General features: G+C 66.8%; 22 protein-coding genes and 2 tRNA genes. 9 read left to right on the top strand and 15 right to left on the bottom strand.

The features are described from left to right. The first annotated feature begins 5 nt into the window (after positions 1 to 5). Positions 6 to 668, top strand: coding sequence for a TetR family transcriptional regulator (locus AB0J95_RS36905; RefSeq protein ID WP_364769299.1), 663 nt, complete (start codon positions 6 to 8; stop codon positions 666 to 668). Here the strand turns inward: AB0J95_RS36905 and AB0J95_RS36900 are convergent. Together AB0J95_RS36900 and AB0J95_RS36895 are read right to left on the bottom strand one after the other, a co-directional pair. Further along, positions 643 to 1,314 carry an SDR family oxidoreductase gene (locus AB0J95_RS36900; RefSeq protein ID WP_364768853.1) on the bottom strand — a complete coding sequence of 224 codons (672 nt, stop codon included), beginning with the start codon at positions 1,312 to 1,314 and terminating at the stop codon, positions 643 to 645. The genes AB0J95_RS36905 and AB0J95_RS36900 overlap by 26 nt on opposite strands. After that, positions 1,311 to 1,730 (bottom strand): VOC family protein, encoded by a 420-nt coding sequence (locus AB0J95_RS36895; protein ID WP_364768850.1) that lies wholly within the window; start codon positions 1,728 to 1,730, stop codon positions 1,311 to 1,313. Before AB0J95_RS36895 ends, AB0J95_RS36900 begins: the two co-directional genes overlap by 4 nt. Positions 1,731 to 1,774: 44 nt before the next feature. On the opposite strand from AB0J95_RS36895, the gene AB0J95_RS36890 reads away from it, so the two are divergent. Continuing rightward, positions 1,775 to 2,422: a GntR family transcriptional regulator gene (locus AB0J95_RS36890; protein ID WP_364768847.1), complete on the top strand. Its 648-nt coding sequence runs from the start codon at positions 1,775 to 1,777 to the stop codon at positions 2,420 to 2,422. A gap of 93 nt (positions 2,423 to 2,515) precedes the next feature. Here the strand turns inward: AB0J95_RS36890 and AB0J95_RS36885 are convergent, their stop codons facing one another. Continuing rightward, positions 2,516 to 3,862, bottom strand: coding sequence for an OFA family MFS transporter (locus AB0J95_RS36885; protein ID WP_364768844.1), 1,347 nt, complete (start codon positions 3,860 to 3,862; stop codon positions 2,516 to 2,518). Between the two features lie 75 nt (positions 3,863 to 3,937). Here AB0J95_RS36885 and fdhD point away from each other — a divergent pair, with 75 nt between their 5' ends. The 3 genes from fdhD (at position 3,938) to AB0J95_RS36870 (ending at position 7,237) form a co-directional block, all read left to right on the top strand. After that, positions 3,938 to 4,777, top strand: a complete 840-nt coding sequence (gene fdhD, locus AB0J95_RS36880; RefSeq protein ID WP_364768841.1) for a formate dehydrogenase accessory sulfurtransferase FdhD — start codon at positions 3,938 to 3,940, stop codon at positions 4,775 to 4,777. Positions 4,778 to 4,926: 149 nt separating this feature from the next. Beyond that, positions 4,927 to 5,811 (top strand): alpha/beta hydrolase-fold protein, encoded by an 885-nt coding sequence (locus AB0J95_RS36875; protein ID WP_364769297.1) that lies wholly within the window; start codon positions 4,927 to 4,929, stop codon positions 5,809 to 5,811. A 43-nt stretch (positions 5,812 to 5,854) separates the two neighbouring features. Further along, the gene (locus AB0J95_RS36870; RefSeq protein WP_364768838.1) at positions 5,855 to 7,237 is read left to right on the top strand and encodes an MFS transporter; all 1,383 of its coding nucleotides are present in this window, start codon (positions 5,855 to 5,857) and stop codon (positions 7,235 to 7,237) included. A 45-nt stretch (positions 7,238 to 7,282) separates the two neighbouring features. On the opposite strand, the gene clpX is transcribed toward AB0J95_RS36870, so the two are convergent. The 6 genes from clpX to AB0J95_RS36840 all read right to left on the bottom strand — a co-directional run bounded on the left by clpX (position 7,283) and on the right by AB0J95_RS36840 (position 13,047). Then, a complete protein-coding gene (gene clpX / locus AB0J95_RS36865) occupies positions 7,283 to 8,572 on the bottom strand; it encodes an ATP-dependent Clp protease ATP-binding subunit ClpX (protein WP_033382615.1) in 1,290 nt (429 codons plus the stop codon). Positions 8,573 to 8,861: 289 nt separating this feature from the next. After that, positions 8,862 to 9,488, bottom strand: a complete 627-nt coding sequence (locus AB0J95_RS36860) for an ATP-dependent Clp protease proteolytic subunit (protein ID WP_364768835.1) — start codon at positions 9,486 to 9,488, stop codon at positions 8,862 to 8,864. Between the two features lie 32 nt (positions 9,489 to 9,520). Continuing rightward, on the bottom strand, positions 9,521 to 10,141 hold the full coding sequence (locus AB0J95_RS36855; protein ID WP_364768833.1) for an ATP-dependent Clp protease proteolytic subunit: 621 nt from the start codon (positions 10,139 to 10,141) through the stop codon (positions 9,521 to 9,523). 79 nt (positions 10,142 to 10,220) lie between these two features. Next, positions 10,221 to 11,612 (bottom strand): trigger factor, encoded by a 1,392-nt coding sequence (tig, locus tag AB0J95_RS36850; RefSeq protein ID WP_364768830.1) that lies wholly within the window; start codon positions 11,610 to 11,612, stop codon positions 10,221 to 10,223. Positions 11,613 to 11,750: 138 nt separating this feature from the next. Continuing rightward, positions 11,751 to 12,149, bottom strand: coding sequence for a thioesterase family protein (locus AB0J95_RS36845; protein WP_364768827.1), 399 nt, complete (start codon positions 12,147 to 12,149; stop codon positions 11,751 to 11,753). A 10-nt stretch (positions 12,150 to 12,159) separates the two neighbouring features. Continuing rightward, on the bottom strand, positions 12,160 to 13,047 hold the full coding sequence (locus AB0J95_RS36840) for a cyclase family protein (RefSeq protein ID WP_364768825.1): 888 nt from the start codon (positions 13,045 to 13,047) through the stop codon (positions 12,160 to 12,162). A gap of 22 nt (positions 13,048 to 13,069) precedes the next feature. Between AB0J95_RS36840 and AB0J95_RS36835 the strand changes: the two genes are divergently transcribed. Continuing rightward, a complete protein-coding gene (locus tag AB0J95_RS36835; protein WP_364768822.1) occupies positions 13,070 to 13,645 on the top strand; it encodes a class I SAM-dependent methyltransferase in 576 nt (191 codons plus the stop codon). Positions 13,646 to 14,300: 655 nt separating this feature from the next. Here the strand turns inward: AB0J95_RS36835 and AB0J95_RS36830 are convergent. The 3 genes from AB0J95_RS36830 to AB0J95_RS36820 form a co-directional block, all read right to left on the bottom strand. After that, positions 14,301 to 14,786, bottom strand: coding sequence for a pentapeptide repeat-containing protein (locus AB0J95_RS36830; protein WP_364768819.1), 486 nt, complete (start codon positions 14,784 to 14,786; stop codon positions 14,301 to 14,303). 148 nt (positions 14,787 to 14,934) lie between these two features. Further along, on the bottom strand, positions 14,935 to 15,189 hold the full coding sequence (locus AB0J95_RS36825) for a hypothetical protein (protein ID WP_364768816.1): 255 nt from the start codon (positions 15,187 to 15,189) through the stop codon (positions 14,935 to 14,937). A 340-nt stretch (positions 15,190 to 15,529) separates the two neighbouring features. Then, positions 15,530 to 15,904 carry a tetratricopeptide repeat protein gene (locus AB0J95_RS36820; protein WP_364768813.1) on the bottom strand — a complete coding sequence of 125 codons (375 nt, stop codon included), beginning with the start codon at positions 15,902 to 15,904 and terminating at the stop codon, positions 15,530 to 15,532. A 216-nt stretch (positions 15,905 to 16,120) separates the two neighbouring features. Between AB0J95_RS36820 and AB0J95_RS36815 the strand changes: the two genes are divergently transcribed. Both AB0J95_RS36815 and AB0J95_RS36810 read left to right on the top strand, forming a co-directional pair. After that, positions 16,121 to 16,576 (top strand): tyrosine-type recombinase/integrase, encoded by a 456-nt coding sequence (locus tag AB0J95_RS36815; protein ID WP_364768810.1) that lies wholly within the window; start codon positions 16,121 to 16,123, stop codon positions 16,574 to 16,576. A gap of 64 nt (positions 16,577 to 16,640) precedes the next feature. Next, entirely contained in the window at positions 16,641 to 17,174 is a 534-nt protein-coding gene (locus AB0J95_RS36810; protein ID WP_364768807.1) for a hypothetical protein, read from the top strand. A gap of 195 nt (positions 17,175 to 17,369) precedes the next feature. Here AB0J95_RS36810 and AB0J95_RS36805 read toward each other — a convergent pair. Next, positions 17,370 to 17,443: transfer RNA gene (locus tag AB0J95_RS36805), tRNA-Pro, on the bottom strand. Positions 17,444 to 17,531: 88 nt separating this feature from the next. On the opposite strand from AB0J95_RS36805, the gene AB0J95_RS36800 reads away from it, so the two are divergent. Continuing rightward, a tRNA-Gly gene (locus tag AB0J95_RS36800) sits at positions 17,532 to 17,605 on the top strand. Here AB0J95_RS36800 and AB0J95_RS36795 read toward each other — a convergent pair. Both AB0J95_RS36795 and AB0J95_RS36790 read right to left on the bottom strand, forming a co-directional pair. Continuing rightward, positions 17,574 to 18,839, bottom strand: a complete 1,266-nt coding sequence (locus tag AB0J95_RS36795; protein WP_364768804.1) for a tyrosine-type recombinase/integrase — start codon at positions 18,837 to 18,839, stop codon at positions 17,574 to 17,576. The genes AB0J95_RS36800 and AB0J95_RS36795 overlap by 32 nt on opposite strands. Then, positions 18,836 to 19,051, bottom strand: coding sequence for a helix-turn-helix domain-containing protein (locus tag AB0J95_RS36790; protein ID WP_364768801.1), 216 nt, complete (start codon positions 19,049 to 19,051; stop codon positions 18,836 to 18,838). Before AB0J95_RS36790 ends, AB0J95_RS36795 begins: the two co-directional genes overlap by 4 nt. Positions 19,052 to 19,061: the final 10 nt, after the last annotated feature.

Raw genomic sequence — 19,061 nt, 5'->3', positions numbered from 1 at the left:
TCGTGATGGCCAAGAGCGAGCAGACCCGGACGCTGATCATGGAGACGGCGCTGCGGCTGTTCCAGGAGCAGGGCTACGACCGCACCACCATGCGGGCGGTCGCCAAGCAGGCAGGCGTCTCCACCGGCAACGCGTACTACTATTTCGAGTCCAAGGACCACTTGATCCAGGGGTTCTACGACCGGATCCAGGCCGCGCACCGAGACGCCTGCACCGAGATCCTGGCCAGTGAGCGGGACTTCGCGCCGCGGTTGCGCGGGGTCCTGCTCGCCTGGCTGGACGTGGCCGAGCCGTACCACGAGTTCGCCGGGCAGTTCTTCAAGAACGCCGCCGACCCGGCGAGCCCGCTGAGCCCGTTCTCCGACTCGTCCCAGCCGGCCCGCGCGGCCAGCATCGGGCTGTTCGAGGAGGTGCTCGCGGGGGTGAGGCTCGACCCGGGGCTGCGGGCCGAGCTGCCGCGGTTGTTGTGGCTCTACCTGATGGGGATCGTGCTGTTCTGGGTGCACGACCGGTCGGCGGGCCGGTCGCGCAGCCGGATGCTGGTCAACCGCACGGTTCCGTTGGTGGACCGGCTGATCCACATGTCCCGCCTTCCCGGCCTGCGCCCCATCACCCGCGAGATCGTGTCTTTGGCCGGGGACCTCAGCGCAGGTAGGACGCCCCGTTGAGGTCGAGGACGGCGCCAGAGGCCCACACGGCTTCCGGTGAGGCCAGGTAACGCACGGCGGCGGCGATCTCCTCGGGTTCGGCGACCCGGCCGAACGGGCTCTGCGCACGAACCTCGTCGGTGATCGCGTCGGCCACCCGTTCGGTCTCGACGAACCCGGGCGCCACCGAGGCGACCGCAATGCCGTGCGGCGCAAGGGAAATCGCCAGTGACTGGCCGAGCGAGTGCAGCGCGGCCTTGCTGGCCCCGTATGCGGGGTGGTCCGGCTCGCCCCGGAACGCACCGCGCGAACCGACGTTGATGATCCGCCCGGAGCCGCGCGAGATCATGTGCTGCGCCACGCAGAAGCTCATGTTCGCGGCGCCGAAGACGTTGACCGCCAACGTCCGCTGCCACACCTGCTGCCAGTCCTCGTAGGACGAAGTCACGGGACTCGCCAGGATCACGGCCGCGTTGTTGACCAGAACGTCAATCGCGCCAAGGGTTTCCACCGCCTCGCCGACGATCCGCGACACCTCCGCCGGATCGCTGAGGTCACCGTCGGCCGACGACAACGCGACGACCTTGTCACCCTCCGCCCGGAAGGTGCCGGCGATCGCCAGGCCGATACCGCGCGCTCCCCCGGTGACCAGAACCCCGCGGCTCACTTGGCGAACACCTGCGTCTCGTCCTTGAACGCCTTGAACTCCAACGCGTTTCCGGCCGGGTCGCGGAAGAACATGGTCCACTGCTCCCCCGGCTCGCCCGCGAACCGCAGGTACGGCTCGATCACGAACTCGGTGCCCGCGGCCTTGAGCCGGTCGGCGACCGCGTGGAACTCGGGGATGGGCAGGATCAGCCCGAAGTGCGGCACCGGCACGTCGTGCCCGTCGACCGGGTTGTTCCCGGAGTCGCCATGGGCGCCGGGCACGACATGGGTCACCACCTGGTGGCCGTAGAAGTTCCAGTCCACCCACTTGTCCGCGGACCGGCCCTCCGCCAGGCCCAGCACGCCGCCGTAGAACGAACGGGCTTTGGGCAGGTCATCGACGGGAATGGCCAAGTGGAACCCGGGTCGCGTCATGATCTCACCTTGACCGGCGATTGTCCGGATGTCAACATTCGGACATGCTTCAGAAGGTCGACCGCAAGGGCCTGGCCAGCGACGCCGCCGACCGGATCCGTGAGGCGGTCTTCCGCGGCGACTTCCCGCCCGGAGCGCCGCTCCGCGAGGTGGACCTGGCCGCCTGTCTGGACGTCAGCCGTGGGTCCGTGCGCGAAGGACTGGCGCTGCTGGAGCGGGAAGGCATCGTGCACAGCGCCTGGCACCGCGGCACGCGAGTGATCGATCTCACCGTGGAGGACGCCGAGCAGGTCTACGCGGTCCGGGCGGCGCTGGAAGGTCTCGCCGCGCGCACCGCGATCGGGCGTGCGGATCTGTCCGAACTGGACGATCTCGTCGACAAGATGGCAGCAAGGCTGGGCGCCCACGCCGACAGCGGCGAACTGCTCGCGCTGGACATGCGGTTCCACGACGCGATCTATCGCTCGACCGGCAACACGAGGCTGATCGACGCCTGGCACGCGTTGCGGTCGCAGGTGTACCTGTTCCAGCTCAACCGGATCCGGCAGGAGAGCTACCGGGCGATCGTGGTCGACGAGCACCGCGAGATCGTCCGGCTGCTCCGCGCGGGAGACGCGGGGACGATCTCACGGTACGCCGAAGAGCACGTGCACTCGGCGAAGCGCGCGCTGGTGGCCGCGCTCACCCCTTGAAGATCTGGGTGACCTTCACGATCAGCTCGTAGACCCCGTAGGCGAACGGGATCCCGACCCACGCCCACGCGAGGATCATCAGCGGCTTGCGGTTCATGACGCCACCTCCTCGGCGGTCTTCTCGTGGAACTTCGCGTTGACCGGCCGGACCAGCTCGTTGGCGATGAACCCGAGGATGAGCAGGCCGATCATGATGTAGATGGACGTGGTGTACAGCGCCGGACCGCTCTTGCCCGCCGACTTCTGCGCGTCCGCGATCGCGTTGACGATCAGCGGGCCGAGCACGCCGGCCACCGACCACGCGGTGAGCAGCCGGCCGTGGATGGCGCCGACCTGGTAGGTGCCGAACAGGTCCTTCAGGTAGGCCGGGACGGTCGCGAACCCGGCGCCGTAGAAGGACAGGATCAGCATCGCGCACAGGATGAAGACCAGTTTGGACTCGTTGGTCACCAGCGCGATGGTCAGGTAGAGCAGGGCGCCGATGCCGAGGTAGCCGCGGTAGATGTTCTTGCGGCCGATCAGGTCCGATGTGGACGACCAGACGAACCGGCCGGCCATGTTGGCCAGCGACAGCAGCGCCACGAAGCCCGCGGCGGCGGTCGCGGTGACCGGGATGGGCGTGCTCCTGAAGAAGTCCGTGATCATCGGGGAGGCCTTCTCCAGGATCCCGATGCCCGCGGTCACGTTGAAGCAGAGCACTATCCACAAACACCAGAACTGCGGGGTCTTGATCGCGTTGCGCGCCGACACGTTGGCCGTGGTGATCAGCGCGTGCTGCTTGTCGTTCGCCGGGTCGTAGCCCTTCGGGCGCCAGCCCTCGGCGGGAACCCGCACGAGCAGCACACCCATCGACATGAACACCGCGTACGCCAGGCCGTGCACCAGGAAGGCCAGCGCGATCCCGCTGGAGTCGTGGCTGAAGCCGTCGATCATCGCGGCCGACCACGGCGAGGCGATCAGCGCGCCGCCGCCGAAGCCCATGATCGCGATACCGGTGGCCAGGCCAGGGCGGTCCGGGAACCACTTGATCAATGTGGACACCGGCGAGATGTAGCCGATCCCGAGGCCGATGCCGCCCAGCCCGCCGTAGCCCAGCACGACCAGCCAGTACTGCTCGGTGGCGGCGCCCAGCGCGGAGATCAGGAAGCCGCCGCAGAAGCAGCACAGCGACACGAACATCGCCCATCTCGGGCCGTTGCTCTCCACCCGGGTGCCGAACAGCGCGGCGGACAGGCCGAGCATCACGATGCCCAACTGGAAAGGAAGGGCGCTCTGCGTGCCGCTCAATGAGAGATACTTCTCTAGCGGCGGCTTGAACACGCTCCAGGCATAGGCCTGCCCGATCGCCAGGTGAACGGACAGGGCGGCGGGCGGGATGAGCCAGCGGCTCCAGCCGTCCGGCGCGACGATACGGGAGCGGTCCAGGAAACCGAGGGCCATCGTTGACCTCCGTACGCTGGTTGTTGAGTAGGCAAACTAATGGCCTGACGCGGGCCCAGCAAGGAGGGAACCCACATGGGACGGGTCACGGTTCGGCGCCCAATAGTGAAGCTGTCTCCGTCCGGACGGGTCCGCCGCCCGGACGCCCTCGCCGCCGAGGAGCCGCTGGAACTTCGCGTGGGCGGAAAAGCCCTGGCCGTGACCATGCGGACGCCCGGTCACGACGTCGAGCTGGCGCACGGATTCCTCCTGACGGAAGGCGTGATCGGCGACCGGGAGGACGTCGCCACCGCTCGTTACTGCGACAGCGTCGATGACAGTGGCAAGAACACGTACAACGTTCTCGACCTCGCGCTGGCCCCCGGAGTGCCCGAACCGGACACCGGCGTCGAACGCAACTTCTATACGACGTCCTCGTGCGGCGTGTGCGGGAAGGCCGCGCTGGACGCGGTGAAGCTGAAGACCCGCTTCTCCCCCGCGTCGGACCCGCTTCGGGTCGACCCCGCGGTTTTGTCCACATTGCCCGATGCGTTGCGGGAGGCGCAGCGGGTGTTCGAGTCGACCGGCGGGCTGCACGCGGCCGGGCTGTTCCGGGCGGACGGGACGGCGCTCGTGGTCCGGGAGGACGTCGGGCGGCACAACGCGGTGGACAAGGTGATGGGCTGGGCCCTGCTGCAGGGGCTCGTACCGCTGACCGGGACTGTGTTGTTGGTCTCTGGCCGGGCCTCGTTCGAGCTGGTGCAGAAGGCCGCGATGGCCGGGGTGCCGATGCTCGCGGCCGTGTCCGCGCCATCGTCGCTGGCGGTGGAGCTGGCCGCGGAAAGCGGCATGACGCTGGTCGGGTTCCTGCGCGGCGAGCAGATGAACGTCTACAGCGGGATCGAACGACTGGCCGACTACCCGGTTTCGGCTTAGATGGAAACGTCCGGACCACTTCCCCCGATGGTGGCAGTGGCAAGCAACGCAAGCTCCCCGGGAAACGTCTGAGTGGTAAAGAGCGTGTGTTGTGTCGGGGAAGGACCAAGTTGGACGAACAGGTGACCGAGCAGGAGGAGCGACGGCGCATGAGCCGCCGCTCGGTGCTCGTCGCCGGCGGGGCCGGTCTGGCCACGGCCGGCCTGGTGCTCGGCACCGCGACGGGGGCGATTCCGCTGACCAGGATGGTCGGCGACGTGCTTGGCGTGTCCAACCCCGCCCCGATCGACCCGAACGGCATCACCAAGGTGGAGCGGGTCTACTCCCAGCAGCGGCACAAAGAAGTCGACCTGGTCACCATCCTGCCGAGCAACGCCAAGCCCAAGCAGCTCCCGGTCTGCCTGCTGCTGCACGGCCTGCACGGCAACGCCCGCCGCAGCGCGCCGACCGGTCTGGCGGTGAAACTGGCCGCCGAGGTCGCGAATGGCACAATCCCGCCATTCGCCTTCGTCGCCCTCGACGGCGGCGACAACTACTGGCACGAGAACCAGCGCGGCGACAACTCCATGGGCATGCTCCTGGAGGAGGTGCCCAAGTGGCTGGCGGCGCGCGGCCTCGGAGACGCCAACGGGGTGCCGTTCGCGTGCGCGGGTATATCGATGGGCGGCTTCGGCGCGCTGCTGTACGGACGGCGCCGCCAGGAGGCCGGAAAGCCCGCCCAGGCGATCGCGGCCATCTCCCCCGGCCTGTTGACCTCGTGGCGTGAGATGAGCACCCGCAAGGCGTTCAAGGACACCGCCGAGTGGGCCTCGCTGGACCCGCTGCGCAACGTGGACAAGATGGGCAAGGTCCCGGTCGGTATCTGGTGCGGCACCGAGGACCACTTCATCGAGGGCGCCCGCAAGTTCATCAAGCTCGCCAAACCCGAGGTCGCCTACACCGGCCCCGGCACCCACGGCGACAGCTTCTACCGCGGCATAGTCCCCAGCGTCCTCTCCTTCCTCGGCAAACACACCCCCACCCCCAAGTCCTGAGCGGGTTTGACCTCGAGGATGGTTGAGGTTTTACCGTCGGGGTATGACAGCGACGGTGGTTGAGCGGGCGGGGACGTTTCGGGAGCTGGCCGGGCCCAAGTGGATCGCCACGTCGGTGGTCCTGGTGGGTGGCGTGGCGCTGCAGGCGGTCAACCTGTTCCTCACCACCAGCCTGATGCCCACCGCGATCGCGGATATCGGCGGGGAACGGCTGTACGCGTGGAGCACGACGGTGTTCATGATCGCGTCGGTGGCGTCGTCGATGCTGGTCAGCAGGGTGCTCGCCGGGCGCGGACCACGCGGGGCGTACTTGGCCGCGTTGGTGCCGTTCATCGTGGGCACAGCCGTCTCGGCGCTCAGCCCGACCATGGCCGTGATGCTCGTCGGCCGCGCCATTCAGGGTGTGGGCGGCGGGCTGCTGGCTGGGCTGGCGTACGCGGTCATCCAGACCGCGTACCCGGAACGGTTGTGGGCCAAGGCGACCGCGTTGGTGTCGGCGATGTGGGCGGTGGGGACGCTGGCGGGTCCGGCGATCGGGGGTGCGGTGGCGCAGTTCGGGGCGTGGCGCCTCGGGTTCGTACTGCTGGGCGGGCTGGCCACGGTCATCGCGATCATCGTGCCGCGCGCGCTGCCGCGGTCCACATCGGACACCGTCCCGGCGCCGGTCGCGTGGGCGGCGCTGACGATCCTGGCCGCCGCGGCCGGGCTGATCAGCGTCGCGAGCATCCTCACCGACACCGCGCAGATGGTCGCCGCGCTGGTCGTGGCGCTGCTGGTGATCGGCTGGTTCGTGCGGCGGGAGCGGCACAGCGCCGTGCGCGTGCTGCCGAAGACCACGTACTCCCGCCGGTCGCCGCTGAAGTGGATCTACCTGTCGATCATCGTGATGGCCATGGGCACGATCGCCGAGGCGTTCGCCCCGCTGTTCAGCCAGCGGCTGGCCGGGCTGCAGCCGCTGGTTGCCGGGTTCCTCGGCGCGGCGGTGTCGGTCGGGTGGTCGGTCGCGATGTTCTTCAGTGCCAACGCCTCCCGCCCGGAGACGGTCCGGCGGCTGCGGCACGCGGGCCCCGCGGTGCTGGCCGCTGGTCTGGTCGTGGCCGGTCTGCTTCAGCAGGACAACGCCGGTCCGTGGCTGGTCGCGGGCTGGTTCGCCGCGCTGGTCGTGGCCGGCGCCGGGATCGGGATCGCCTTTCCGCACCAGCTGGTCGCGGCGATGGGCAGCACTCCGGACCCGGTCGAGGCGGGCAAGGCGAGCGCGGGGATCAACACCGTGGAGACGATCGGCCTGACGTTCGGCTCGGCCTTCGGCGGCCTGATGGTGAACCTCGGCAGCCCGGACATGGTCCGCTCGGCCCAGTTCCTGCTGTTCGCCCTCGCCGCGGCCGCCCTGTTCGGCGCGGTCATCGCCCGCCGGACCGACGCATGAAAAAGGCCCCCGCGAGGGGGCCGTTTTTCATGCTGCGGATGTATGTCAGGCCGACTTCTCGCGGCGCTCGCGGCGGGTGGGCTGGCGGGCCACGATGGTGGGGTTCACGTTCTCGCGGACCGTCTGCTCGGTGATCACGACCTTGGCGACGTCGGTGCGGCTCGGGATGTCGTACATCACCGGCTGCAGCACCTCCTCCATGATCGCGCGCAGGCCACGGGCACCGGTGCCGCGCAGGATCGCCTGGTCGGCGACGGCCTCCAGGGCGGTCTCGGTGAACTCCAGCTCGACGCCGTCCATCTCGAACAGCTTCTGGTACTGCTTGACCAGCGCGTTGCGCGGCGTGGTCAGGATGGTCACCAGGGAGCGCTTGTCGAGGTTGGTCACCGAGGCCACGATCGGCAGCCGGCCGATGAACTCGGGGATCAGGCCGAACTTGATCAGGTCCTCCGGCATGGTGTCGGAGAAGACGTCGCTCTTGTCGATCTCGGCTGCGGTGCGGATCTCCGCGCCGAAACCGAGGCCGCGCTTGCCGACCCGGTCCTGGATGATCTTCTCCAGCCCGGCGAACGCGCCGGCCACGATGAACAGCACGTTCGTCGTGTCGATCTGGATGAACTCCTGGTGCGGGTGCTTGCGGCCGCCCTGCGGGGGCACCGACGCGGTCGTGCCCTCCAGGATCTTCAGCAGCGCCTGCTGCACGCCCTCACCGGAGACGTCACGGGTGATCGAGGGGTTCTCGCTCTTGCGAGCGATCTTGTCCACCTCGTCGATGTAGATGATGCCGGTCTCGGCGCGCTTGACGTCGTAGTCGGCCGCCTGGATCAGCTTGAGCAGGATGTTCTCGACGTCCTCGCCCACGTAGCCCGCCTCGGTCAGCGCCGTGGCGTCGGCGATGGCGAAGGGCACGTTCAGCAGCTTGGCCAGCGTCTGCGCCAGATAGGTCTTCCCGCAGCCGGTCGGCCCCAGCATCAGGATGTTGGACTTGGCCAGCTCGACGGTCTCCTCACGGGATTCTCGTCCTTCACGCACCCGGTCGCCCGACTGGATGCGCTTGTAGTGGTTGTACACCGCTACGGCGAGGCTGCGTTTCGCGTCGTCCTGCCCGATCACGTACTGGTCGAGGAAGTCGTGGATCTCGGCCGGCTTGGGCAGCTCGTCCAGCTTGACGTCGCCCGCCTCGGCCAGCTCCTCCTCGATGATCTCGTTGCACAGGTCGATGCACTCGTCGCAGATGTACACGCCGGGACCGGCGATGAGCTTCTTCACCTGCTTCTGGCTCTTTCCGCAGAAGGAGCACTTGAGCAGGTCTCCGCCGTCACCGATACGTGCCATGACCGCTGACCTCTGTCCCCTCCGGCGTACCGGGGGTACGCCTGGCTGTGTCTCGAGCGTTTCGCCCGTTCGGGTGTTGGAACTCAACACCAGTCGGGGTGTCCGGGCGGCGGGTGGTGGCCCGCGCACCCCCCGACTGTACGTGCCCAGAACCATAAAGCGGGAGAACCTGACCCGTACGTTGCCGAATACCGCCGATTACCTCCTGCGACCCACCGTAAGCCCTCCGGCTTGCGCGTGTCGTATGAAGCGTGACTTTCCGGCGACGCACGGGTGAGGCTCCCGTCGGTCACACCGCGGAGAGCTTGCGGTACGGCAGCACCTCGTCGATGATGCCGTAGCTCTTGGCGTCCTCCGCGGTGAGGATCTTGTCGCGCTCGATGTCGGACTTGATGTCATCGGGCGACTTCTTGGTGTGGTGCGCCAGCGTGATCTCCATCTGGCGGCGCAGCCGCTGGATCTCGTTGGCCTGGATCTCCAGGTCGGAGACCTGCCCGTAGACGCCCTCCAGCGACGGCTGGTGGATCAGGATCCGGGCGTTGGGCAGCGCCATCCGCTTGCCGGGGGTGCCGGCGGCCAGCAGCACGGCGGCGGCCGAGGCGGCCTGGCCCAGGCAGGTGGTGCGCACGTCCGGGCGCACGTACTGCATGGTGTCGTAGATCGCCATCAGCGAGGTGAACGAGCCGCCCGGCGAGTTGATGTACATCTCGATGTCGCGGTCGGGGTCGACCGACTCGAGGTACAGCAGCTGCGCCATCACGTCGTTGGCCGACGCGTCGTCGATCTGCACGCCGAGGAAGATGATCCGCTCTTCGAACAGCTTGTTGTACGGGTTGGACTCCTTGACCCCGTAACTCGTGCGCTCCACGAAGGAGGGCAGGATGTACCGGGACTGCGGGAGCTGGAAGTCGCTCACGTCTACTCCTGGGTTTTTCTCGAGTCGCCCGGTCAGCCGCGGCTCGAGCCGCGGTTGGCCACGTGGTCGACGAACCCGTAGTCGCGGGCCTCGTCAGCGGTGAACCACCGGTCGCGGTCGGCGTCCGCGGTGATCTTCTCGACGCTCTGCCCGGTCTGCTGGGCGGTGATCTCGGCCATCTCGCGCTTCCACCGGCCGAACACCTCGGCGCGGATCGCGATGTCCGACGCGGTGCCACCGACGCCGGCCGACGGCTGGTGCATCATGATCCGGGCGTGCGGCAGCGAGTAGCGCTTGCCGGGGGTGCCCGAGGACAGCAGGAACTGGCCCATGGACGCGGCCAGGCCCATCGCCCAGGTCTGCACGTCCGGCTCGATCAGCTGCATGGTGTCGTAGATCGCCATCCCGGCGGTCACCGAGCCACCGGGCGAGTTGATGTAGAAGACGATGTCGCGCTTGGGGTCCTCGGCCTCGAGCAGCAGCAGCTGCGCGGTGATCCGGTTGGCGATGTCGTCGTCGACCTCGGACCCGAGGAAGACGATCCGCTCGCGGAGCAGGCGCTCGAACACCGAGTCGTTCAGGGTGAGCCCTGCGGTGGACGACCGCATGTGGGGGAGGTGGTGTTGGGTCACGTCTGCCTGCCTTCTTCCCATGACTATCTCTCGCAGTCGACATTAACGAAGGCGGGCGGCGCCGACGTCCCGACACCGCCCACGTTCGCTCAGAGCGTCACTACTTGGCCTCGGCCGCCTCGGGCTCCGGCGCCGCGGCGGGCGCCTCGGCCTCCTCCGGGGCGGGCGGGGTGGCCGGGCCGAACAGGGCGTCGAAGTCGACCTCGTTGCCGCTGGCGTCGGTGACCTTGGCCTGGCGCACGATCGAGGCCAGCGCCTTGCCGCGGCGCACGTCGGCGAAGATGGCGCCGAGCTGGCCGGACTGCTGGGCCCGGTTGACGTACTCCTCCGGGGACACACCGAAGCGCTGGGCCTGGTAGATGATCCGCTCGGTGAGCTCCTGGTCGTTGACGCTCACGTTCTCCGCGTCGGCGACCGAGTCGAGCACGAGCTGGGTCTTCACGGCCTTCTCGGCCTCGGTCCGGACCTCGGCGTCGAACTCCTCGCGGGTGCGGCCCTGCGAGGAGAGGAACTCGTTGAACTTGGCGTCGTCGTGGTCGAAGGCGTGCACCGCGTCGTGGGCGCGCATCTCGATCTCGGCGTCGACCACGGTCTCGGGCAGCGGCACCTCGGTGGTCTCCAGCAGCGCGTCGAGGACCTTGTCCCGCGCTTGGACGCCCTGCTGCATGCGCTTGGTCAGCCCGACCTGCTCCCGCAGGTTGTCGCGCAGCTCGGCGATGGTGTCGAACTCGCTGGCCATCTGGGCGAACTCGTCGTCGGCCTCGGGCAGCTCGCGGACCTTCACCGACTGGACGGTGACGGAGATCTCCGCGTCGCGGCCGGCGAACTCGCCCGCGACCAGCTTGGAGGTGAAGGTCTTGGTCTCGCCCGCGGCCGAGCCGATGATGGCCTCGTCGATGCCGTCGATCAGCTCACCGGACCCGACCTGGTAGGACAGCCCGCTGGTGGCCGCGTCCGGGACCTCCTCGCCGTCCACGGTGCCGGACAGGTCGATCGACACGAAGTCACCGTCCTGGGCGGGGCGGTCGGCGCCGGTCAGCGTGCCGAACCGGGCGCGCAGCGTGTCCAGCCGCTCGTCGACCTCGGCGTCGGTCACCTCGACGTCGTCCACCGACACGGTCAGCTCACCGAACGCCGGGATGGTGATCTCCGGGCGGACGTCGACCTCGACGGTGAACGCCAGGTGGTCCCCGTCCTCGATCTTGGTGACCTCGATGTCCGGGCGGCCCAGGGTGCGGATCTCGTCCGCGTTGACCGCCTCCATGTACTTGGCCGGGATGGCTTCGTTGACGACCTCGTCCAGCACGACACCGCGACCGAGCCGGTTCTCCAGTACCCGGGCGGGCGCCTTGCCCGGCCGGAAACCTGGGATGCGCACCTGCTTGGCCAGCTTGCGGTAGGCGCGGTCGAAGTTCGGCTTGAGCTCGTCGAACGGCACCTCGACGTTGATCCGGACCCTCGTGGGGCTCAGGTGCTCGACGGTGCTCTTCAACGTGGGACTCCTCATGACAGGTAGGAACGCCCGGCGGACCTGGCGCCAGGGTTACCCACGGAGTCTATGTGAAGTCCCCCAGGTCGCGACCGGCCGGGGTTACCGTGCGGCGGGCCGCCATACAGCCCGGCTGTTGTCCTACTGGTCGCGGCCGGTCAGGCCCGCCCGGATGTAGTCCGGGATGGGCTTCTTGGTCATGGTGGCGGGGTCCACGCAGACGTGCCGGACCTCGCCCTCGGTGATGAGGGTGCCGCCGACCCGGAACTCGGGGTGGATCACCAGGCTGGTGGTGCCGACGTGGTGGACGTTCATGGCGATGTCGATCTCGTCGTCGAACCGGCCGGGGCGCAGGTAGCGCAGCCGCGACTCGGCGACCACCAGGTCGTCACCCTTCTCGGTCATCTCCTGGTAGGTGACGACCTGATCGCGCCACAGCTCGGTGAGGGCGACGTCGTAGTAGAAGAGGTAGTGGGCGTTGAACACCACGCCCTGCTGGTCGCATTCGCTGTAGCGGACCCTCAGCCGGTGTACGAACATGCGCCCATTCTCACGTGATCGCGTACGCGCGGGTGGTGAACGTGGACATTCCCTGTACGGCTGGGGGTGCGGCGAAGAACCGGAAGCCGTGGGGTGGCAGGCTGCCGAGGTTGGTCAGGTGCTCGGCGATCGGGATGCCGGCGTTGAGCAGGACGGTGTGTGCGGGGCGTTCGCCGTCCTTGGCGTCGTCGACGTTCATCGAGTCGATCCCCACCAGGGCCGCTCGTTGCTGGGCCAGGTACTCGGCGGCTGCCCTGGTGAGGTACGGGTGTTCGCCGTTGATGTAGGTGGGGGTGCCCCAGTGTTCGTCCCAGCCGGTCTGGACCAGGACGGCCTTGCCGGTGAGTTCGAGGGGCAGGAGGAGCTCCTTGCCGATGGCCCGGATCCCGGGGGCGCGCAGCACGATCCCTTCCAGGTCAACGAGTGTGTCCAGCGGCAGCCGGCTGAGGTCCTCGCGGCCTTCGAACCGGTGGCCCGGAGCGTCCACATAGGTGCCGGTGTTGGCGACCATCTGGATCTGCTGGATGGTGAAGGCGGTGCCCTCGGCGTACTTGCCGTGGGAGTCCTCGAAGGACATCCAGTCGGTGATCGTGGGCGCGGGCAGGCCGGTGTGCGTGACCATGCCGTTGTGCACTGTGTGGCTGAGATCGACGATGCTTCGTTTGACGGGTCCACTTTGGACGTTCCGGGAGCCCTTGTGCGGTTCCTCGATGAGGGTCTTGCCGGTGATGGTGACGGTGTCGACCATCAGCAACCCCAAGTGCCGCACGAAGAGCTCGCCCAGCGCGGCGTCGCCGATGTCCTCGCCGGGGATGTCGAGCCGGAACTCCCGCGCACTGAGGCCGCCGCCGTTCGCGAACGTGACCTCGGCATCGAACTGAACCCGCCACTCACTCATACCGAGACCCTAGGATCACGGAATGTCCCGAAGCTACTGGGATTCCCAGGCAGCGACGTTCGACACAGCCCCGGACCACGGCTTGACAACCCCGGAAGTCCGCCGCGCCTGGTCCGATCTCCTGCTGCCGCTGATCCCCGCGGCCTCCGTGATCGCCGACATCGCCTGCGGCACCGGCACCCTCACACAACTGTTGGCGAGCGCGGGCCACACCGTCCACGCCCTGGACTACGCCCCGAAGATGATCACCGTAGCCCGCACCAAATGCACGGACCTCCCCACGACGTTCGTCCTCGCCGACGCCACAACCCCGCCCTACAGAAGGAAAGCGTTCGACATCGTGCTGGCCCGCCACATCCTCTGGACCCTCCCCACCCCAGAGAGAGCGGTAGCCAACTGGACGGCCCTGCTGAAACCCACGGGAACCCTGATCCTCATCGAAGGCCACTGGCACACCGGAGCAGGCCTGACCCCGGAACAAGCCCAAACCCTCGTCCACACAACAAGAAAAGAAGCCACAATCCACCCCCTCACCAACCCAGCCCTCTGGGGCACCCCCACAACAGACACCCGCTACCTGCTCCACAGCCCCCACTAGCAACAGACAAAGGCTCCGCCCACACCGACAGGGTCATGGTCCACGCCTCGGGGTACAACCCACCGTGGGGTCCCGGGGGCTCGCCCCCGGGTGGGGGCGTGGGGGCTTCACCGCCACAAAACACAACGATCCGACCCGGCCCGCGCTCTCCGCGGGCACACCCCACCCAGAGGATCGTCGGGATGACAGGATTTGAACCTGCGACCCTCCGCTCCCAAAGACTCAGAACCGGTGTCCGAGGGGTCCATGGACGTCCATCGGCGCTGGTCAGAGCAACATGGGCGACCTCGGTCGACGGGTTGAACATCCCCGGACTGAGCCCCTTTCTGAGCCCCCCGGTTCGCCCGTGACCCCCCGTCGTGACAGTCCAACGAAGAAGCGATGAAGGGGGATGTGACAGTCGCCTGGAGGGGCGTAGAGATGACGGAGCGGCCACCAACCGTGGCATGCAAACCAGCCTTTAGCTGCTTGTATGTGTGCGAAACGGCCATCCCGGGAAGGCATTGGGAACGATCATCCCCCTTGGGGACGTGACAGCCCCCAGTGATGAGGTGGTCAGAAGGGACGTCACAGCCCCTCCTGAAGGTCTGGCCGCCGGTGTCATTAGCTAGCACGCCCTTATTTGAGGTGTCCTATGGTGATCTGCTCTTGCAGATCACCACCACAATCCGTGGCTCGTAGCGTCCGTGCGCACGTTTGTGACGACGGTGCGTGTGTCATGGGTCGCATTGGTGAGGTCCGCGCCGAAGAGGTTCGCTCTGCTGAGGCTCGCGTTGCTAATGACTGCGTTGGTGAGGTGCGCGCTGCTAAGGAACGCGTGGGTGAGGTTCGCGCTTTCGAGGTACGCGTCGGTGAGGTTCGCGTTGCCTAGGGCTGCATCGGTGAGGTTCGCGCGGGCGATGACTGCGCCGCTGAGGTTCGCGCTATTGAAGTCCGCGTTGATGAGGTCCGCGCCGCTGAGGGCCGCGTTGGTGAGGTGCGCGCCGAGGAGGACCGTGTTGGTGAGGACGGCGCCGCTAAGGCGCGCGTTGGTGAGGTCCGCGCCGAGGAAGTACGCGTTGGTCAGGTCTGTATTGTCAAGGTCTGCGTTGGCGAAGTTCGCGTCGAGGAGGTCCGCCCCGTTCAGGCAGGTCTCATTCACGTCGAGCCGGGTGTTGTTGTCGCGAGATGTATCGCGTCGACCAAGGATCGTGAGGGCCGCTTGTATGTCCGGGCTGATAGACAACTGGGGGCAGGCGTTGTTTGCTCCGTGAGAGGGAGCGGTAGTGCGGATAAATGCGGAGAGAACCTCAATAATCGTAGATGATCGCGTGGGGAGTCATGGCAAGACGCTCAAGTGCGTACAGGCCGCCGAGACGTACTTGTAGATGTTCTGGGCCCTGCTGGCCAATCTGTTCGACGGCCTTGCTGTAGCGGTCAGTGAATTGGCCTTGTTCGGTGATAGCGACCTGGTCGCGTGTGGCATTCAGGGACAGGCCGGTGAAGACGAGGGCGCCGACCGCGGTGATGGCAGTGACCAGCGAGGTGACTGCGGCCCAGTTCACCTTCCCCTGGCGTCGAGGCAACGGCTGAGCAGGGCGTAGCCGTGTTCGAGCATACGGTGTAGAGCTGCTGATCGCGGGTTTCGAGATGGTCGGAACCAGCCTGTGTCGACGCGAAGTCACATAACAGTATCGGCAGAGGTTGAATGATCGTCACAGGGACGACCGGGGGACGTGACAGCCGTCCTGTGCGCCGTTGCCGCATAAGGAGCGAGGATCTTACATAGGGACGTGGCAGGGGCTGACGCTGCGGAATCGGCATCGCCCGTATAAGGAGAACTATTTCGCAGTGGCTCTCTAGTGAGTCGAGGGCCGAACGAATGGCTCTCTGTCGGATTGTGAATCAAGCTATAGAAGGTGTCTGGCGAATCTTGCGCAAGTCGTTAAGATAGTCACGCGCCTCGGGTTCACCTTCGTACTGACCATGTAGGACATGCTCAAGGTCTTGCGAAACCATTGCGAGTGAAGGCAGCGACTTACGGTCACCGTTCAACGCGCGCCGGCCAAGTGCAATAGCCTCGTCCAGGTCGCCTTCTCGGGCCGCGACAACTCCAAGGGTGATGTTCGCTTCGGCTACCCTCATTGGAGGTCTCTGGCGGCCGTCAAAATCGACACTCTGTCTGATGACCTCTTCAGCGAGTCCGCTCGCAAGGCGGTCTTCTCCGATGTGTCTATAGCAGTCCATTGCGTAGAAGTCGAATTTCGCAGGGTCGACCACGACGTGCGGCAGTGTACTGCGCCGAGACACAAGAGGAAACCCTGCAAGCCGGGTTGCACGCGCCATAAGAACCCATGCCCTCCACCGTGTCCAGACGATTGCGTTGGTCACTCCTCTACCTGCCCGAAACGGCACGGTGGCGGTCTACGTGAAGTCGAGGTCAAGTCTCGCGCCGGCAAACGCACCGTAGGCATTCCAGGGCCACTGCTGGATGCCTTGCGCAAACACAAGTTGGCGCAAGACGAGGAGCGTCGACTAGTCGGTTCTGTTTGGCAGGAAGGCGATTGGGCCTTCTGCCGACCAACCGGAAGGCCCATCGACCCGCGTGCTGACCATGACGAATGGAAGAGTCTGCTAAGCGATGCCCGCGTTCGTGACGCGCGCCTGCACGACGCCCGGCACACGGCGGCCACCATGTTGCTGGTCCTGAAAGTGCCGCTGCCCGCCATCATGGAGGTGATGGGCTGGGGCGAGGCGTCCGTGGCCAAGCGGTATGTCCACGTGCCCACCGAGGTCGTTCTCGGCATCGCCAAGCAGATGGAGAGCTTGTTGTGGGCACAACCGCCTCGCGCCGGTTTAAACGAACCGCAGGAACTCCAACTCACCAGCGAGCAGCGGCAGGCACTGGTGGCCTTGCTCACGGCTATGGTCCCGGCAAACGAAGGGACGTGACACGCTGGCTTGCGGGTTGCCTGCGGGTTTGCTCTTGGTTCCGCACCCAGGCCAAGATCCCCCGGTGGGATGGAGCGAGTGGGACGCGCTGGGATCGGTCCTGGGCGGGGTGTTCAACGGGCTGGCCTTCGCAGCCACGCTGTTCGTGCTGGTCCGGGAGATACGGATCCGCAGGCGCACGGACCTGGACGAGCAGGCGCGGCAGGCGCGCCTCGTGGTGGCGACAGTCGAGTCAGAGTCGTATCCGATGGCGGCGGCGTTTCAGACGATGGACCTGACCGTCTCGGTCCGCAACTACAGCGAGCTGCCGGTGTTCAACCTCGTCGTCCGGCTTGAGGAGTTCGGCTCGGGGCAGGACGGCTTCGAGATTGTGCAGCCTGGCGAGCAGGTGACGGCCGAGCTGCGGCTGAACCGCAAGAAGGGTGTCCCGAGCACCTTCTCCAGCCGCCAGACCGGGCCCACGCTGCACTTCATGGACGCCAACGGCAGGCACTGGGTGCGCACGGGCTTCGGCGCCCCCAACCGCGTGCTGGCCAACGCGGTCTCGGCGACGCGGCCCATGATGCGGTTCCGCCCCGAGGACCACCGGCCGAAATGACATGCCGGCGGGCATATGCCCTCGCCCCCCGGTTACAGGGGGACGTGACATGGAGTTGGACCCTGAGGGGCAGTCAGGTCGGCACTGCGTATCAGCCGACGCGGGCCGAGCAACTGAGCCCCGAACTGAGCCCCGGATGAGACAGCCGAAACGACCTTTCTCATGAAGGTGCAGGTCAGCGACCTGCACAAGGGGTCGGGATGACAGGATTTGAACCTGCGACCCTCCGCTCCCAAAGCGGATGCGCTACCAAGCTGCGCTACATCCCGTGTCCCACCACCAACCGGGGTGGCACGTGCACAGAGCTTATCGCGACCCGCTACCCTTATTCCGCACCCACCCCCACGGTGGGTGCACGCGGGTGTAGCTCAATGGCAGAGCCCCAGCCTTCCAAGCTGGTCATGCGGGTTCGATTCCCGTCACCCGCTCCACCACGTTTCCGCTGGTAGAGCCCTGGTCGCGAGTCTCGGACGAGGGCTCTCGCCGCGTCTTGGACCTCTTCGTGCCCCTCGCGTGCCCCTTCTGGTTTTTCGTGCCCCTCTTCTGGGTGGTCTTGGCGGTCACCTTGGCGACCATCTGATCGATACCGGTAGCGATCTCTTTGCCCCGTTCCTCGCGAGCGTGGAGGTAGATCAACGCCGCTCGCGTGCTCCCGTGCCCCATCCGGTCCATCAGCTCCCGGAGGGTCGCGCCCGTCTCAGCCGCCAGCGTGTTGCCCGTGTGACGCAGATCATGCAGGTGCAGATCCGGGATGCCCGCAGCCCGACGAGCCTTGTCCCAGATGGTGTGAAAGTTGTTCCGCTTTGGTCGCGCGCCCTTCGGTCCGAGGAATACCCACGCCGTCGCCTCAGGCTTCACGTACGTGTCCAGATGCCTCTTCACCTCCGGAAGGAGGAACGCCGGAAGCGAGATCGGGCGCTTGCCCGCAGCCGACTTGGGGTCATCCTCGAACAGCCCACCTTTGTCCGGCTGTACCGTCTGCCGGTCCACCCTGACCTTCAGGTTCACCAAGTCGAGGTCCTGCCGCTGTAGTCCGACCATCTCGGCGAACCGCATGCTGGCGAACGCGGCCAGGAGCACCATGAGCCGATAGCGCGGTTGGATCTTGTCCGCCGCCATCAGCACCTGATCAATGGTTGCGATCGGCCGCTCGGGGCTCTCCTCCTTGCCCGCTTTCTTGATCGAGCAGGGATTGGACTTGATCAACTTGTCGTCAATCAGCGCGGTATTCAGAACGGCCTTGAGAAAGCGGTACGCCTTCGCGACCGTCACCGCGCCGACTTTCGCGTCAAGCAGCGTCTTGCGCCAGTTGCGGACCCTCGCTGCCGAAAGATCGGCGAGCATGACATCTCCGACGTACGGATCGATGTGATTCCGCAGCAGCCCTTCGTACAGTTCGACCGTCCGGACGCCGAGCCCAGGACGTTCAGCGATCCATGCCTTGACATAGGTACTTAGCGGGATCTTCCCCGCGTCCGGGTTCGTCCAGTCGCCCCGAATGATGTCCGTTTCGATGGTCCCGAGCCACCGGTCGGCATCCTTCTCCCGCTCGAACGTCTCCGGCGCGGCACGCATTGCCCCATCCGGGCCGGGATAGCGGGCCTGCCAACGCCCGGATGGGAGTTGGCGGACCCGCCCGAACCTGCGCCGCTTCTTGCCAGTCATGACGCCCTCCGAGCGCGCCGACGAGCGGCAGCCGGGTCAAAGGCTTCTACGCGGCCAGCGTCGATGAACGCATCAACATCGGCCTTCTTGAGTCGCACGTGACGGCCGAGCCGATGGAACGGGATCCGCCGCTCAGCGATCAGCCGCCGGACGAATCGCACCGTGGTGTTCATGTAGTCGGCCGCTTCCGGCACGGTGAAGTGCTGTTTCATGACGTCCCCC

Origin of the sequence: Actinocrispum sp. NPDC049592, assembly GCF_040675465.1 — a bacterium.
In the GTDB taxonomy this organism is placed as follows: Bacteria; Actinomycetota; Actinomycetes; order Mycobacteriales; family Pseudonocardiaceae; genus Kibdelosporangium.
The sequence above is the reverse complement of the archived record's forward strand: the minus strand, read 5'-3'. Positions and strand labels throughout refer to the sequence as shown.

Coding starts and splice junctions, on each gene's coding strand:
- AB0J95_RS36845 (WP_364768827.1), bottom strand. CDS start 12,149: ATGTTCGTACACCGGCTGAGGGTCCGCTACAGCGAATGCGACCAGCAG.
- AB0J95_RS36855 (WP_364768833.1), bottom strand. CDS start 10,141: ATGGGAAGAAGGCAGGCAGACGTGACCCAACACCACCTCCCCCACATG.
- AB0J95_RS36835 (WP_364768822.1), top strand. CDS start 13,070: ATGTCCCGAAGCTACTGGGATTCCCAGGCAGCGACGTTCGACACAGCC.
- clpX (WP_033382615.1), bottom strand. CDS start 8,572: ATGGCACGTATCGGTGACGGCGGAGACCTGCTCAAGTGCTCCTTCTGC.
- fdhD (WP_364768841.1), top strand. CDS start 3,938: ATGGGACGGGTCACGGTTCGGCGCCCAATAGTGAAGCTGTCTCCGTCC.
- AB0J95_RS36890 (WP_364768847.1), top strand. CDS start 1,775: ATGCTTCAGAAGGTCGACCGCAAGGGCCTGGCCAGCGACGCCGCCGAC.
- AB0J95_RS36885 (WP_364768844.1), bottom strand. CDS start 3,862: ATGGCCCTCGGTTTCCTGGACCGCTCCCGTATCGTCGCGCCGGACGGC.
- AB0J95_RS36870 (WP_364768838.1), top strand. CDS start 5,855: ATGACAGCGACGGTGGTTGAGCGGGCGGGGACGTTTCGGGAGCTGGCC.
- AB0J95_RS36905 (WP_364769299.1), top strand. CDS start 6: ATGGCCAAGAGCGAGCAGACCCGGACGCTGATCATGGAGACGGCGCTG.
- AB0J95_RS36795 (WP_364768804.1), bottom strand. CDS start 18,839: ATGACTGGCAAGAAGCGGCGCAGGTTCGGGCGGGTCCGCCAACTCCCA.
- AB0J95_RS36790 (WP_364768801.1), bottom strand. CDS start 19,051: ATGAAACAGCACTTCACCGTGCCGGAAGCGGCCGACTACATGAACACC.
- AB0J95_RS36875 (WP_364769297.1), top strand. CDS start 4,927: ATGAGCCGCCGCTCGGTGCTCGTCGCCGGCGGGGCCGGTCTGGCCACG.
- AB0J95_RS36895 (WP_364768850.1), bottom strand. CDS start 1,730: ATGACGCGACCCGGGTTCCACTTGGCCATTCCCGTCGATGACCTGCCC.
- AB0J95_RS36840 (WP_364768825.1), bottom strand. CDS start 13,047: ATGAGTGAGTGGCGGGTTCAGTTCGATGCCGAGGTCACGTTCGCGAAC.